The 14,749-nt window shown below is 27.6% G+C and carries 10 protein-coding genes; 2 read left to right on the top strand and 8 right to left on the bottom strand.

The annotated features are described in order from the left end of the window. Positions 1-19: 19 nt before the first annotated feature. From hisC to WJW32_RS14310, 6 genes are all read right to left on the bottom strand, one after another. The gene (hisC, locus tag WJW32_RS14335; RefSeq protein WP_340259558.1) at positions 20-1,132 is read right to left on the bottom strand and encodes a histidinol-phosphate transaminase; all 1,113 of its coding nucleotides are present in this window, start codon (positions 1,130-1,132) and stop codon (positions 20-22) included. A 342-nt stretch (positions 1,133-1,474) separates the two neighbouring features. After that, positions 1,475-3,514 (bottom strand): sigma-54 interaction domain-containing protein, encoded by a 2,040-nt coding sequence (locus tag WJW32_RS14330; protein ID WP_340259556.1) that lies wholly within the window; start codon positions 3,512-3,514, stop codon positions 1,475-1,477. A gap of 501 nt (positions 3,515-4,015) precedes the next feature. Beyond that, positions 4,016-4,531 (bottom strand): GNAT family N-acetyltransferase, encoded by a 516-nt coding sequence (locus WJW32_RS14325; protein WP_340259554.1) that lies wholly within the window; start codon positions 4,529-4,531, stop codon positions 4,016-4,018. Positions 4,532-4,897: 366 nt separating this feature from the next. Further along, a complete protein-coding gene (gene trmB, locus WJW32_RS14320; protein ID WP_340259552.1) occupies positions 4,898-5,536 on the bottom strand; it encodes a tRNA (guanosine(46)-N7)-methyltransferase TrmB in 639 nt (212 codons plus the stop codon). Beyond that, the gene (locus tag WJW32_RS14315) at positions 5,533-6,954 is read right to left on the bottom strand and encodes a sensor domain-containing diguanylate cyclase (RefSeq protein ID WP_340259550.1); all 1,422 of its coding nucleotides are present in this window, start codon (positions 6,952-6,954) and stop codon (positions 5,533-5,535) included. The genes trmB and WJW32_RS14315 overlap by 4 nt, the downstream gene beginning before the upstream one ends. A 238-nt stretch (positions 6,955-7,192) precedes the next feature. Continuing rightward, positions 7,193-8,521, bottom strand: a complete 1,329-nt coding sequence (locus tag WJW32_RS14310) for an FAD-dependent oxidoreductase (protein ID WP_340259548.1) — start codon at positions 8,519-8,521, stop codon at positions 7,193-7,195. A gap of 943 nt (positions 8,522-9,464) precedes the next feature. On the opposite strand from WJW32_RS14310, the gene WJW32_RS14305 reads away from it, so the two are divergent. After that, the gene (locus tag WJW32_RS14305; RefSeq protein ID WP_340259546.1) at positions 9,465-10,163 is read left to right on the top strand and encodes a DUF554 domain-containing protein; all 699 of its coding nucleotides are present in this window, start codon (positions 9,465-9,467) and stop codon (positions 10,161-10,163) included. Between the two features lie 473 nt (positions 10,164-10,636). Then, positions 10,637-12,634: a methyl-accepting chemotaxis protein gene (locus tag WJW32_RS14300; RefSeq protein ID WP_340259544.1), complete on the top strand. Its 1,998-nt coding sequence runs from the start codon at positions 10,637-10,639 to the stop codon at positions 12,632-12,634. Between the two features lie 179 nt (positions 12,635-12,813). On the opposite strand, the gene WJW32_RS14295 is transcribed toward WJW32_RS14300, so the two are convergent. Both WJW32_RS14295 and WJW32_RS14290 read right to left on the bottom strand, forming a co-directional pair. Beyond that, complete coding sequence (locus WJW32_RS14295; RefSeq protein WP_340259543.1) at positions 12,814-13,371, bottom strand: 4Fe-4S dicluster domain-containing protein; 558 nt, start codon at positions 13,369-13,371, stop codon at positions 12,814-12,816. Beyond that, positions 13,371-14,744 (bottom strand): [FeFe] hydrogenase, group A, encoded by a 1,374-nt coding sequence (locus WJW32_RS14290; RefSeq protein ID WP_340259542.1) that lies wholly within the window; start codon positions 14,742-14,744, stop codon positions 13,371-13,373. Before WJW32_RS14290 ends, WJW32_RS14295 begins: the two co-directional genes overlap by 1 nt. Between the last annotated feature and the right edge of the window lie 5 nt (positions 14,745-14,749).

The following is a 14,749-nucleotide window of genomic DNA, read 5'->3' as shown; positions in this document are numbered from 1 at the left end:
TATAAATTTCCCCCTTAATTTAAGCATGTATTTTATTATCTTCTAATACTTCTTGTAATGCATCTATGAATTTTTGAGTTTGCTCTTTAGTTCCTGTACTTACTCTTAACCAGTCTTTCCAATTCCAAAGATATCCTGGTCTTATTATTATTCCTTTTTTAAGTAATTCTTCAAATACTAATTTTGAATCAAGTCCAACATTTACGAATATAAAGTTTGCATTAGACTTTATATACTCCATGTCATTCTCTTCAAAATATTTTTCCATCATATCCATACACTCATAATTAAGCTTTACAGTTTTATCTATATGATTAGCATCATCTAAAGCTCCAATTCCTGCAGCTTGAGCTAATCTATTAACATGAAATACCATCTTCATCTTATTCATAGCACTTGCTATTTCACTTGATGTAAGTAAATATCCAACTCTCACAGATGCAATCCCTGAAACCTTTGAGAATGTTCTAAGTATAATAGTATTTGGTCTTGTTCTTAATATCTCTAAAGAGTCTGGATACTTATCATTCTTTATAGCATACTCATAATAAGCTTCATCAAATACTAAAACTACATCTTCTGGAGTATTCTTTACTAAATAGTCAATATCCTCTTTTGTCATTATATTTCCAGTTGGATTGTTTGGATTACATACATAAATTAATTTTGTTTTATCATTTATCTTTTGAACGAATTTCTCAAAATCATGCTTATAATCTTTAAGTTCTATTTGATGAGCAACACCACCCATAAAAAGAACTTCACTCGCATATTTTCCAAATGTAGGATTAGCCATTATAGCCTCATCGCCTTCATTTATAAAAGTTTGAGCTATTATCTTTAAAAGTTCTTCTCCTCCATTACCTACAACTATGTTTTCATGTTCTAAATTATACTTTTCACATAATCCATCTTTTAACTTAGTACAGTTAGGATCTGGATATATATGTATACTATCTAATTCTTTTTTTATTTCCTCAATGGCCTTAGGAGATGGGCCTAATGGATTTTCATTAGATGCAAGTTTTTCAATATCTTCAATACCTAATTCCTTCTTTAATTCATCTACAGACTTTCCAGGTATATACGGTTTTATAGAAGCGACTTCTTTTCTAAATATATTTTTACTCATAATCTCAACCCCTCTATATTTATAAAGTAAAACTTAACTAACTTTAATTAACATTTGCCTACCAAGATGTCTTAAATATTATTTTGTAAAATTTTAGGAATTATCTTTATATTAAGCAAGTTCTATGCCACCTTATTATCTACGCAAGATTGTGCTTTTTTGTAAATAAAATCTGTTTCATGTTAAAGTATTACTAGCATCTTTAATGACTTGTAATAGACTTATTTGCTCACAACGCAGGAAAACGTTATTTAATTGTAAATATAGTACTCAAATGCAAATTGATGTATTTTAAAATTTACAAAATAAAAATGGGTTAAATGGTATTATAATCAATACCATTTAACCCATTCTTAAATATTCAACAACTTTAATTCCATATTTAGTTATATTAGTTCCACGTCTACCTTTATTTATATCTACCATCATAAATTTTTCAAGATTTATGAGTATAAGCCTGATTTCTTGTTCGCTTATAAATATTCCTTCATTTTTTGCTTTATCATATAAGGTTCTTCTTCCAAGTCTTTTTTCATTTTTATAACCCTCTTCAAGTTCTTTTAATATAAATACATACTTGTATTCATCTTTTCCCACATCGTCTCTAAATTTATCTAACAGTTTTTTTTCATGAGAATTAAATACTATTGAATTAAAATTTTCCTCTTTAAAAGGCAAATCATCTATATCTATACAATCAATACCTATATTAGAAAAATATTCTATGTAATTTTTAAGTTCTCTTATATTACCTCTCCAAGTGTGATCTATAAGCTTTTCTTTAGCTCTCCCAGTTAAATTGAAATTATATCCTGATTTTTTTTTCATTTCGTTTATTATAATCAATATATCTTCTTTTCTAGCTCTAAGCGCTGGAATTTTGAGAGGTAATACATTAAGTCTATAATATAAATCCTCTCTGAAATCTCCTTTTTTAACCATTTCCTTTAAATTTCTATTAGTTGCAGCTATAAGTCTTATATTTACTTTTATAAGCCTATCACCGCCAATCCTCATAACTTCTCTTTCCTGTAATACCCTAAGTAATCTTTTCTGTAGATTGATAGGCATTTCACCTATTTCATCTAGAAATAAGGTTCCATTATGTGCAAGTTCAAAAAGCCCTGGTTTCCCACCTTTTCTAGCTCCTGTAAAAGCACCTTCTTCATATCCGAATAGTTCACTCTCGAGTAAACTCTCAGGAAAAGCTCCACAGTTAATAGCTACGAACTGATAATTTTTTTTTGAAGAATTATTATGTATAGCTTGTGCAAATAATTCTTTACCAGTTCCACTCTCTCCACTTATAAGTATTGATGAATCTGATTTAGACATTCTAATTGCTATATCCTTTGTTTTAGTTATAATATCGCTGTTTCCAATGATATCATCAAACCTATACTTAGCCTTATGACCCTTACCTATTAATTGTGCTCTTAATTTATGCTGCTTTATTTCTGTATCACTAAATTTTTTTAATATAGCTATTGCTCCATATTGCTTATTAGAATGTATTATAGGATGAATAGATACTACTACATCATATCCATTTACTTTTATAAGTTTTTCTTTTATACTTTTTAACTTTTTTATAGCATACTCAAATGGTATCGTCGTCAATATTTTACTTATATATTTTCCTACTATTTCTTCTTTTTTATAACCGATAATACTTTGTGCATTTTTATTGCAAGAATATATTTGCCCATTTGAATCAACACCTATTATTCCATCATCTGCAACTTGAAGTAATATATCAAGCTGACTTTCAAATTGGTTTGTTCTTCCCATAACATTAGAAAGACCAACATCTTTAGTAACTATTTCTTTATAACTTTTTTTGATATCCTGTCTTTGTAGTATATCTACTAAGTCTAGCTTTACACCAATATCTATAATGGTACTAATATCTAATAGTGCATTTCCTATATTTATAGTATTGGAATTTTGACTTTCACAATCCTTAAATACTATAATTTCATTATCTCCTATATCTTTTTTTACACTTTTACATATAGGTATAAGGTCTATATGTCTAATACCTAGTTGATACATTACACAGGTCATTTGAAGAGCCATCTGATAATTATGATCTAATAAATATACCTTGCTTCCTGCTTTAATATTCATAATTCTTTCAAACGCATCCTTTGATATAGTTCTATTTAATATAACTAATTCAGCTTTATTCTTTATATATTTTTTTATAGTTTCAAATACATTGTAAGAAGGTACTAGAACTACATCTGAATCTATCTCATTATTTATTTCATCAACACAAAACTTTTCAATATTTACATTTTGTGAGAACAAGCTTTTTATCTGCTCATAGTAGGTATTGATTTCTGATAAAGTATAGCTTATTATGCTGATCTTTTTCATTCAACTCACCTTTTCTTCAGTATTTTAAATTAGCTTAATTTTAATTGAACGTTCCCTTTATTACATTATAAGTTAGTTATATTAAAAAGTCTTTATTTTAGAGATTTTGAATATATGCTTTATTTGATTTTATGTGAGATATCAAAAAATTTTAATTAGAATAATTAAAAATATAATTGTACTTCATGTATAGTTTGGGTATAATATAAGTGTAATAAAAATTACATTTATAAATTGCATAAAAAAAGAATTACAGTCTATTTAGCAGTAGAGTGTGATTCCAATTAACTGAAATTAGTTTTTATTTTTAAACTTGATTTTAACATCAAGCTCAAAACCACCCTTACTCGCATTCGGGTGGTTTTTTACTTTATCGTATATATAATTAGTAAATGGAACCACCCTCTATAGACTATAATTCCTATTAATTATTATAACATAATATAAACATACATTACCGCTATTTTAATTCAATTTATTTGGATATATTAATCTTTTTCATTAAAATTTAAGAAGGTAAGTATTTTCACCATTCACAGAATCAATTAAATCAAAATTACAATTATTTAAAACTCTATTTGACCCTATATTTGACTTTAAGACACGCTTTGCTATGATACCCTTGCAATCACTAAAAGTAGAAGCCCAATTTATCATAAGTGACAATGCTTCAGTCATAAGTCCTTTCTTCCTGTAATTTCTAGATATACTGTATCCCACTTCTGAATACCCCATTTTATCTGGTACTCCTTTAAAACCAATAAATCCTATACCTTTTTTATTGTTTTTATCGATAATTAACCAATATGTATACCATTTATGGATATCTTTATTAATATTTTTCATTTTTTCTATCTTTTTTGCGGTTGCACATTTTACAATATCCGATATTGCTTCAAATTCAATTGAATTTCCAATACTTTCAATCATATTACTTGTAATATATATTAGTTCCTCAAAAGATAAAGGTTTCAAAATCAACCTCTCTGATTCTAATTTCAGTATTTTTTTACTCATTACAATACCTCTCTTTTATATCCTTACTAATTTTTTGATATTCCATTTTTACATTATTCTTAGTTCTGTTTTTTCGCAAAAAACCTTTAAGCATCTCTATATAAGTTAATTTAAAATGAGGATAATTTAAATATTAGCTACTTTTGATTAATCTTTTACTATAAAACTCAGATTGTATCGTTTAAATATCCGTTAAGAAACTTCGTTGTTTGACCTTAAGGGAGTTTAAGAAGTTTTAGGATATTTAATAAGATACAATCTCTAGTTTTATTAAAAGATTAATTAAGTAGTGGTATTTTAATTATCTTCATTTTCGCTTAAGTGCCTATTTATGATTATTGACAAAAAAGAGGTAGATAATATTATCTACCTCTTTTTCCCTTCACATCTATATATCTTCATTCCTTGATTCATAAACTTATCTTCATACTCAGTTGTAACATTTCCCTCAAACCCACTATTTGCTAAATCAAGAGAAATATTCTGTAACTTAAGACCATATTCAGATATTTCATTAAGTGAGAATTCAAATAACTTCTCATTATCAGTTTTAAAGTGAATCTCACCATCATCAGTAAGTATTTTATTATACATATCTAAAAAATTACTATGTGTAAGTCTTCTTTTAGCCCATCTCTTTTTAGGCCACGGATCACAGAAGTTGATAAATAGTCTGCTTATCTCTTTCTCTTCAAAGTATTCTAGTATGTTCTGTACATTTCCCCATATAAAAAGTATATTATCTAATTCACCTTCATCAGCTTTTTGAACAGCCTTTAATAATACTTCTTCTTTTATTTCCATTGCTATAAAGTTTATATTTGGGTTTTGTTTTGCTAAAGTAGTCAAAAACTTTCCTCTTCCAGTTCCAACTTCTATATATATAGGATTGTCATTATTAAATTTTTGAGACCATTCTCCTTTGAAATCAGCTGGATTTATTATCACTTGCTTATCATATGATAATAACTTTTCATCTGCACCTTTTATTTTTCTTCTTCTCATATTATGTCTCCTCTTTCAATTCTATCTCTTCCACTTTCTTTTGCTTTATATAATAGTTGATCTGTTATATTTACTATATCCTTGCATGATTCATGTTTAAATTGAACCACGCCTCCACTTATTGTAACTATAAGATTTTCATTTTCAAATTCAATAGTTTTTATTCCATTTCTTATATTTTCTGCATTTTTATATGCTTTTTCTATATCTGCATTCGGTAATACTATCAGAAATTCTTCTCCTCCATATCTTCCAACAAATCCATTTTTACCAATATATCGCTTAATATAATTAGATATTTTAATTAAAACATCATCTCCAAATTGATGACCATATAGATCATTTACTTTTTTAAAATGATCTATATCAAACATTATTATAGATAAATCACTTTTTAAAATATAGGCTTTTTCTATTTCTTTTTTTAATATTATATATATGTATTTATGATTATAAAGCCCTGTTAGTCCATCTGTTATACTCATTTCTTTAAGTTGTATATTCATCTGTTGTATTCTATTTTCTATATCATATCTGTCTCTTATCATACTATTAACAGATATAGCCATTCTTTTTAATTCTGTATATTTTAATTCTTCTGTATCTATGTATGTCCTTTCTTTTGAAGCTCTTTCAAAAAAATCTACTACAAATTCTATTTTTTTATCTATCTTATCATTTATTCTTTTGATATATATACTTACTATTAGCATCATTACAACCATAAGTATTGCAAAATTTTCAAGTTCTTCTTTGAATGCTTCCTTTAGTATCAATTCATTATTTTTTATATGTTTCTCAATATCATCTATGTATATACCAGAACCTATAACCCAGCCCCATTCAGGAACAGGCTTTGCATAATATAATTTATCATGGTCTAATTTATTGGTATCCTTTATCCATTTTTGAATTATATATACTCCATCTTCACTTTCTTTAGCCATTTCTATAAGTCTTTGATTTACTTTAACTCCATCTATATCCTTCATATTCCATATATTCTTGCCTGTTATATCTGGATATTTACCATTTCCAAGTTCAAGCCCGTTATAAGTTAATATAAACATATATTGTTCATTATTATCGCCAAAGTGAATGCTTGATACAAACTTTATAACTCTTCGCTTTATTATTTCTTCTATTTCCCCATCTGTATATTTAGAATTTTCTTTTAACAATTCATATGTATTGTTTTTTTCAAATTCTATATATTCAAATACTCTATTCATTTCATTTTTTAGCAATTCTTTTTGATCTTGTATATACTCTAGTTTCAAAGTTTCACATTCTCTTAAAAATTGTCTGTACTGTCTCATCAGGTTATTACCTTCTCTTATAACTGTCATCATAACAATAAAAATCACCATACTTTTAATCAAAAAACTTTTTATGCTAGTGTTATCTGAATTTAACATTTTAGCACCTCTTATTTTATCATTAATCCTTACATTATATTATATCATATAATACATTTCTTAAATATCTCTTAAATCTAGGCTACATATTTATATACATTATTTCTCATGATAAATTGCATAGTCATTATTTTCCATAATCCTATATTTAAGTTTCGCTTTATTAATAAATTTAGTAACAAAAAAGAGATATGTTTTCATTCTATCGTGAACACATATCTCTTTTTTATTTTAATTATTATTCAGCACTCAATCCTGCTAAATTCAATAAATTCCATGGCTTATTAAAATGCGGCTGAAAGAAAAAATCAATAAATGCCAATTCATCTATTGTCATTTTATTTTGAATGCAAACAGATATTGTATTTATACATTGAGTTAAATCTGTCTTTGAAATAATTTGCGCTCCTAGAATTATTCTAGATTTTTTTTCGTAAACTACTTTTAGTTTTGCTAAGTTATACGTAGGCATAAATTCTGGACGATAATTATCTTCAACTGTTACTGTACTAATATCAATTCCTAATTCTTTAGCATAATTTTCATTTAATCCAGTAGATGCAATATTATATTCATATATCTTAATTCCAGAAGTTCCTTGAGTTCCCATATATTTAGTTGTAGGTTTTACTAAGTTTCTAGCAACTAATGTACCCATACGAACTGCATTTGTAGCTAATGGAATATATCCATGCTTTCCTGTTGGGTTGTATATAATTGCACAACAATCTCCAGCTGCATATATATCTTCTTTGCTTGTTCTCATATATTCATCAACTATAATAGCTCCATTATCTAACAGTTCAATCTGATTCTCAAATAACTTAGTATTTGGTTTAAATCCAATGCATAATATTACTAAATCAGCTTCATATTCACCTTTTGAAGTAATTACCTTTGAAACTTTACCATCTTTTCCTTCAAATCTATTTACAGTTTCTCCTAGAGCTAATTTTACAGAATGATCTAAAAATGCATTTTCTGCTGTATCTGTATACTCTTTATCTAAGTATTTACTTAAAATACGATCTTGACTATCAATTAATGTTACATTTTTTTTATTCATTTCAAATGCCTCTACTAATTCAACCCCTATATATCCAGCACCTACTACTACTATGTTCTTAGCAGTTTTTGCTTTTTCAATAATTGTATTTGAATGATAAAAATTCTTTGATAATAATATATTGTCTAAATCTATTCCTTCTATATTTGGAACTATCGGCCATGATCCTGTTGTTATTATTAACTTATCAAATTTATCCTCAAATTCTTCATTTGTTTTTAAGTTACGAACTTTAAGTTTCTTTTCATCTGTATTTACATCTAATACGTCATGAGACATTTTAGTAGTTACCCCTAATTTTTTTAGTTCTTCAGGTGAAGAGTAAAATAGTCCATTTGGATCTTTAATTACCCCTCCTACATATAGTGCAATACCACAAGATAAGAATGAGATTGTGTCATTTCTTTCATACACAGTTATTTTTGCATCTGGATATAACTTTGCAACATTTAATATTGATGCTGTCCCTGCATGTGTACAACCAATAACAGCTACTTTCATTTTTTTCCCTCCTATATATTAACTTTAGTTTTAATATCACTTTTAAATAATTAATGTTTTAATAATTTTTTCATTTTATTATTTACCCTTATTTTTTTTAAATAATCATTTATATTCTATCCATTTATTTCAATTAAATTAAAATCCAATTTATTATATACATATTTTGCCAAAACACAGTTGCTATGATATATTTAAATTTAGGATATTTATTCAAAAATTAGGATGTGAGTTTTATTGAAAATAAATAAATTTATTTTATGGTTTATATGTGGAACTTTATATTTCATGCATCATCGATAAGTTTAGTATGTTTTTATATTATTTGGATTGTAGGTTCTCTAAAGAGAAATTTTGAAAACGATATAAACCTATAAATCATTATTAGATTAAAAAAAGGAAGGTATATATGGAAAAGAATAAATTCATTTCAATTATAGAATTTACGTTTTACATTGGTTTTTGTATATTTTCAATGCTTGGTCTATTTCACATTATAGTTTTAGATACCGAAATCATATTTGGTGTAGTAAGTATTTCTATGTTAATATCAGGTTTACATAACTGGAACAGAAGAAAATTTCTAAGCATAGTTAGTATATTATTATCTATACTTATGTTTTTTACTTTTTTACATTATCTTATATTGAAATTTTTGTAACATTTGAGTCACATAATGAATTTTAGTAAGGCAGTAAGAAATTAATACTAAAACTATCTATGAAAAGTATTCACGGTATTTTTATGGATAGTTTTGATTAACCCACCCCTTCATAGTTTTATAATATCACGAGCTATATTATCCTCACTACGTTTCACAAGTATCTTATAAGTTGTATCTCTTATCCCAAATTTATTGTGTACAATTATAATATTTACTTGAATAATTTTCCACATAATTATACAATTTAAATATCTGTTTTATCTTTAGGAGGTTTTTTACATGTTAGGTAGTTTAGCAAATGGATTGGCAATATTTATAGGAAGTTTAATAGGACTTTTATTCAAAAAAGGTATAGGTGAAAATTATAAGAAAATACTCATGGATGCTATGGGATTATGCATATTCTTAATAGGAATTATGGGTGCTACAAAAGCTCAAAATATACTACTTCTTATAGTTAGTTTAGCAATAGGTAGTGTTATTGGAGAATATCTTAAAATTGAAGAGAACTTGGACAAGTTAGGCGATTTTATCGAAAGTAAATTAGTAAAGAAAAAGGGAAGTATTGCAAAAGGATTTGTAACCGCTACATTAATATTTTGTATAGGTTCTATGGCAATCATAGGAGCCCTAGAAAGCGGTTTAAACGGAAACCATCAAACTCTTTTTGCCAAATCAATAGTCGATGGGATATTATCTATAATATTTGCATCAACATTTGGAATAGGTGTTTTATTCTCATCTATCTCCGTTTTCTTATACGAAGGATTTATAACACTTGCAGCATCTTCTGTAAAGATGTTTTTAGTAGACAGCGTAATAAGCGATATATCATCAGTTGGAGGAGTTCTTATTATAGCAATAGGTCTTAATATACTAGATATAAAAAAAATAAAAGTAGGAAATATGCTACCAGCTATATTCATACCTTTGATTTTTTTCATATTAAAGGTTGTGTATTTCAAGATAATTCACTAATTAATACCATTATATGACTTGAAAATTTTATATTTTGTTTATTGCTCGGGAAATATAATAAATCTATGTCAATATTTTTGATATAAAGTTGAAGATACAAACATGATTATTTTAACTCATTATGTTAATTTCAAAAAAATAAATGCTGATGATATTGTTCTTATCATCAGCATTTATTTTTTTGAACCAAATTTTCTTTCTTTTTATACATTAACGTAGTTATAAGAATTCCTAAAAGATATGGAAGAAACCATGCAAGTCCTACACCAGATACTAATGTATTTCTGTGTGTTCTTTATAATTCTTTATATAATTTAAAAATTATATAAGGTAAATATTTTCATAAAAAAGAGGTTAATTTCTATAATAAAAGTGCCGATAAAAGTAATAGATTAATTTGTCGAAACATGCCGGAAATTTTTTAATTGAATTTAATTTATACCAAAATTTTATTTTAAATAGGGAGGGAGTTTATGAAACTCACAATAAAAACAAAGCTAATTGCCATAATTTTAGTAATAATAATTGTACCTATTTCAATCTTAGGTACAACATCGTATTTAAAAGCAAAAAAAGAATTAAAAAGCCAATTTAAGCATTCTGTAGAGCAGTTAAATGGTGATATTATGCAGTCAGTTGAAAATTATCTTCATGGACATGAGTATGGGGTTGATATGATTAGTAAAAATGTTGATCTTAGAGAAATCCTAAATCATCCTGAATATAAGCCTCTTTTAATGGAATTATTTAAGGAATATGTAGAAAGCTATAAAGGTGTAAGCCAAATATATATGGGAACTATAGATGGTGGATTTATGATTTATCCCGAAGCAGATTTAGGAAGTGATTATGATCCAAGAGTACGCCCATGGTATAAAAAAGCAATTGAAACACAAAGTATTACTTGGACCAATCCATATATGGATATTGCTAGTGGTAATCTTGCCATTTCTAGTGCAGCGCCAGTATATGATAATGGAGGTAAATTAGTTGGTGTAGTATCTGTAACTATACCATTAGGTGAATTATCTGAAAAAATAAATTCTATAAAAGTAGGAGAAAAGGGTTATCCGTACATTTTAAATTCTGATGGAACATTAATTACACATAAAACTCCTGAAAAAATAGGTCAAAAATCGAGTATTCCAGAAATTTTAGAAGGTGTAAGTAGCAATAAAGATTTTGGAATTGCAGAATACAAATATAAAGAATCTAATGGTAATGTATCTGAAAAAATCGCTGTATATACAAAAATGAAAGATTTAGGTTGGTATATAGTCTCAACAATATATATAGATGAGCTAGAAAAATCTACTAAAGGTATACTTACTAATGCTATAATAATAGGATTACTTATAATTATAGCAGCATCAGTAGTAGGTATAATATTTGCAAATAAAATTTCAAAACCTATAAAATCAATAGTAGCTAATATGAATAAAGTAAAAGATGGAGACTTTACAGTAAAATCAGATGTTAAATCAAATGATGAAATAGGGTTACTTTCATCCAATTTCAATACTATGGTAGAAAATGTTAAGGATTTATTGTTAGATGCAAAACACATAAGTGAAGAAGTAGCAGATGCCGCAACAAATTTAGCAGCTACATCAGAAGAAACTAGTGCATCGGCTGAAGAAATAGCAAAAACCGTAGAAGAAATAGCAAGAGGAGCAAGCGAACAAGCAGTAGATGCAGAAAATGGAGCAAAGCTTGCATCTAATTTAGATGATAAATTTAATAAGTTAGCAAATAATAGTGATACTATGTATAAAAATGCAAATGAAGCAATTAATGTAAATGAAGAAGGTATTAATGTAGTTAATGAGCTTAAAGAAAAAACCGATTTAAATAATAAATCTATTGAAAAAATCGAATCTGCAGTACGACAATTAAGTGAAAACTCTAGTAACATTGAAGATATACTAGATACAATAAGATCTATAGCAGAGCAAACAAATTTATTAGCACTGAATGCAAGTATAGAAGCAGCTAGAGCAGGAGAAGCAGGAAAGGGATTTGCTGTAGTAGCAGACGAAATAAGAAAACTTGCCGAAGGATCAAGTACTGCAACTGACGAAATAAAAAAAATAGTAGATACTATTAAAGAAGAAAGTCAAAATACAGTTGATATTATGGAGGAAGTAAAAATTGTTTCTATAGATCAAACAAAATCTGTAAAAGATGTAAATGATTCTTTTGATAAAATATCTAAATCAATAAATAATATTACAAATGAGATAGAAGAAGTTAATAGATTTGTAATAGATATAATAAAAGATAAAGATTTAATAGTAGAGTCTATAGGAAATATATCAGCAGTATCAGAAGAAACAGCAGCAGGATCAGAGGAGGTTACAGCATCTGTTCATCAGCAAGCCATGGCAGTTGAAGAAGTAGCAAAAAGTGCAGAAAAGTTAAATGAATTTTCTTTAAATCTTAATACTCAAATAGATAAATTTAAAATATAATATAAACAAAGCTGTCTCAAAATAGAAATTAATTTCTATTTTGAGGCAGCTCTTTTTTATTATATAAGGAAATCATATGATTTTCGACTTATGAATAAAATTGATAAATGAGATAAATTTACATAATATAGAATTTATAAGACCCACCTTTCCTTTTGCATCAGATAGTTTATAGTAGCTTACAACAAAGATGCACTTTTATTTCTCTTATCCTTTACAGACCCTTTTATATCCTCATCCTTAACTATCTTGAATGCGTCCGTAGGACATACTTCAACACATGCTGGACCTTTATCTCTATTTATACAAAGGTCGCACTTATTAGCTATTATTCTCTCCTTAAAACATAACGTTTTAGAATCCATATCAATTAAATTAGGTTGAACTACCTTTTCTCCATCTTTGTAATAATCAACTAATTCAATAGCTCCTAATGGACATGCAATAAGACATGTTTTACAACCTATACAAGTTTCTTCATTTATTTGTATACTTCCATTTATATTTGATATAGAACCATTTGGACATGCATTTGCACATGGAGCATCTTCACAATGCCTACATTGAATAGGTGCACTAACAGCTGCTGTTTTTACAACACTAAGTCTTGGATTAAACGATATATTTTTACACTCTGGATTGAAGATATCTTCATCAGAATGTGCTATAACACAAGCTATTTGACAGGTTCTACACCCTATACACTTATTAGGATCTGCTATAACAAAGGTATTCATTAACATTTCTCCTTTCTCGATGCATATTCTGTATGTAGAAGATGATGTGATTTTTCTCCAAGTGGTTCACCTAAAAACTCCTCATACAATTTTTTTATACTAATATTTTCATGAGATTTTCTTACACTACACTCACCATCATGAGTATAAAGTGATTTTTTTCTATTATCATATGCCATTTTCTTATATCCATCTAAAATAACCTTTGGTTGCCCACCTCCACTTATACAACCTTCTGGACATGTCATAACTTCAATAAAATGTAGATCCGATCTATTATTTTTAATATCTTCAAGTATAGGTCTAATATTTTCAAGCCCTGACACTACAGCAACATTTAATTTAATATCACCTACATCAATACTAGATCTAGTTACTCCATTTTGTCCTCTTACACTGTGTATATCTATATTTGGTATACTCTCTTTAGTTATAAGCTCATATCCAGTTCTAATAGCAGCCTCCATAACTCCACCAGTAGTTCCAAATAATGTTCCAGCTCCTGTATAATCCCCTAGAGGATTATCAAATTTTTGTTCTTCTATATTTTTAAAGTCAATCTCCATATCCTTTATTAAATAAGCTAACTCCCTTGTAGTTATTACTACATCAACATCTTTGTATCCACTGCCATTCATCTCGTCTCTATCACATTCGAATTTCTTACAAGTGCAAGGCATTACAGATACACTAAATACATTTTTAGAGTCTACATTATCTATATCAGCACCATAAGTTTTAAATATAGCCCCAGCCATTTGCTGAGGAGACTTACAGCTTGAGAGGTGATCTAAAAGCTCTGGATATTCTTGTTCCATAAATTTAACCCATGCAGGACAACACGAAGTGAACATAGGTAGATTACTATTTTCAGTAACTCTTTTGATAAGTTCACTACCTTCTTCCATTATAGTTAAATCTGCTGAAAAGTTAGTGTCATAGACTCTGTCAAATCCCATTTTTCTAAGAACACCTGCAAGCTTTTTATCTGTTAATGATCCTAATTCTAGCCCAAAATCTTCTGCTAAAGCAACTCTTACAGCTGGTGCACACTGAACAACCGTATGTAATTTTTTATTTCTCAAACTGTTCTTTACTTTTTCTACATCGCACATATTATAAGCTGCAAATAAAGGCTCTTTAACAGTTTCAAGCATACCTCTTTCTTTTAATTTTATATCTATAGGAGTAGTATCTTCTTCAAACTCACTTGAATAAGCACTACATATTTGTACACATTGACCACATATAACACATTTGTCTTCGTTTATACTTTGAGCTTCTCCTTGTTTTCCTTCTATAGCATCAACAGGACATACACTTGCACATCTTCTACATCCTGTACATATTTCTTTATCTATATTGACTATCATCTCCT

The sequence above is a fragment of the Tepidibacter sp. Z1-5 genome (assembly GCF_037844525.1).
Classification (GTDB): domain Bacteria; phylum Bacillota; class Clostridia; order Peptostreptococcales; family Peptostreptococcaceae; genus Tepidibacter_A.
Note: the sequence above shows the minus strand (reverse complement) of the source record. Positions and strands in the feature narration are given on the sequence as shown.

What these genes read in the sequence shown, in the direction of transcription:
- hisC (WP_340259558.1), bottom strand. Translation starts at nt 1,132, where the DNA reads ATGAGTAAAAATATATTTAGAAAAGAAGTCGCTTCTATAAAACCGTAT.
- WJW32_RS14330 (WP_340259556.1), bottom strand. Translation starts at nt 3,514, where the DNA reads ATGAAAAAGATCAGCATAATAAGCTATACTTTATCAGAAATCAATACC.
- WJW32_RS14325 (WP_340259554.1), bottom strand. Translation starts at nt 4,531, where the DNA reads ATGAGTAAAAAAATACTGAAATTAGAATCAGAGAGGTTGATTTTGAAA.
- trmB (WP_340259552.1), bottom strand. Translation starts at nt 5,536, where the DNA reads ATGAGAAGAAGAAAAATAAAAGGTGCAGATGAAAAGTTATTATCATAT.
- WJW32_RS14315 (WP_340259550.1), bottom strand. Translation starts at nt 6,954, where the DNA reads ATGTTAAATTCAGATAACACTAGCATAAAAAGTTTTTTGATTAAAAGT.
- WJW32_RS14310 (WP_340259548.1), bottom strand. Translation starts at nt 8,521, where the DNA reads ATGAAAGTAGCTGTTATTGGTTGTACACATGCAGGGACAGCATCAATA.
- WJW32_RS14305 (WP_340259546.1), top strand. Translation starts at nt 9,465, where the DNA reads ATGTTAGGTAGTTTAGCAAATGGATTGGCAATATTTATAGGAAGTTTA.
- WJW32_RS14300 (WP_340259544.1), top strand. Translation starts at nt 10,637, where the DNA reads ATGAAACTCACAATAAAAACAAAGCTAATTGCCATAATTTTAGTAATA.
- WJW32_RS14295 (WP_340259543.1), bottom strand. Translation starts at nt 13,371, where the DNA reads ATGAATACCTTTGTTATAGCAGATCCTAATAAGTGTATAGGGTGTAGA.
- WJW32_RS14290 (WP_340259542.1), bottom strand. Translation starts at nt 14,744, where the DNA reads ATGATAGTCAATATAGATAAAGAAATATGTACAGGATGTAGAAGATGT.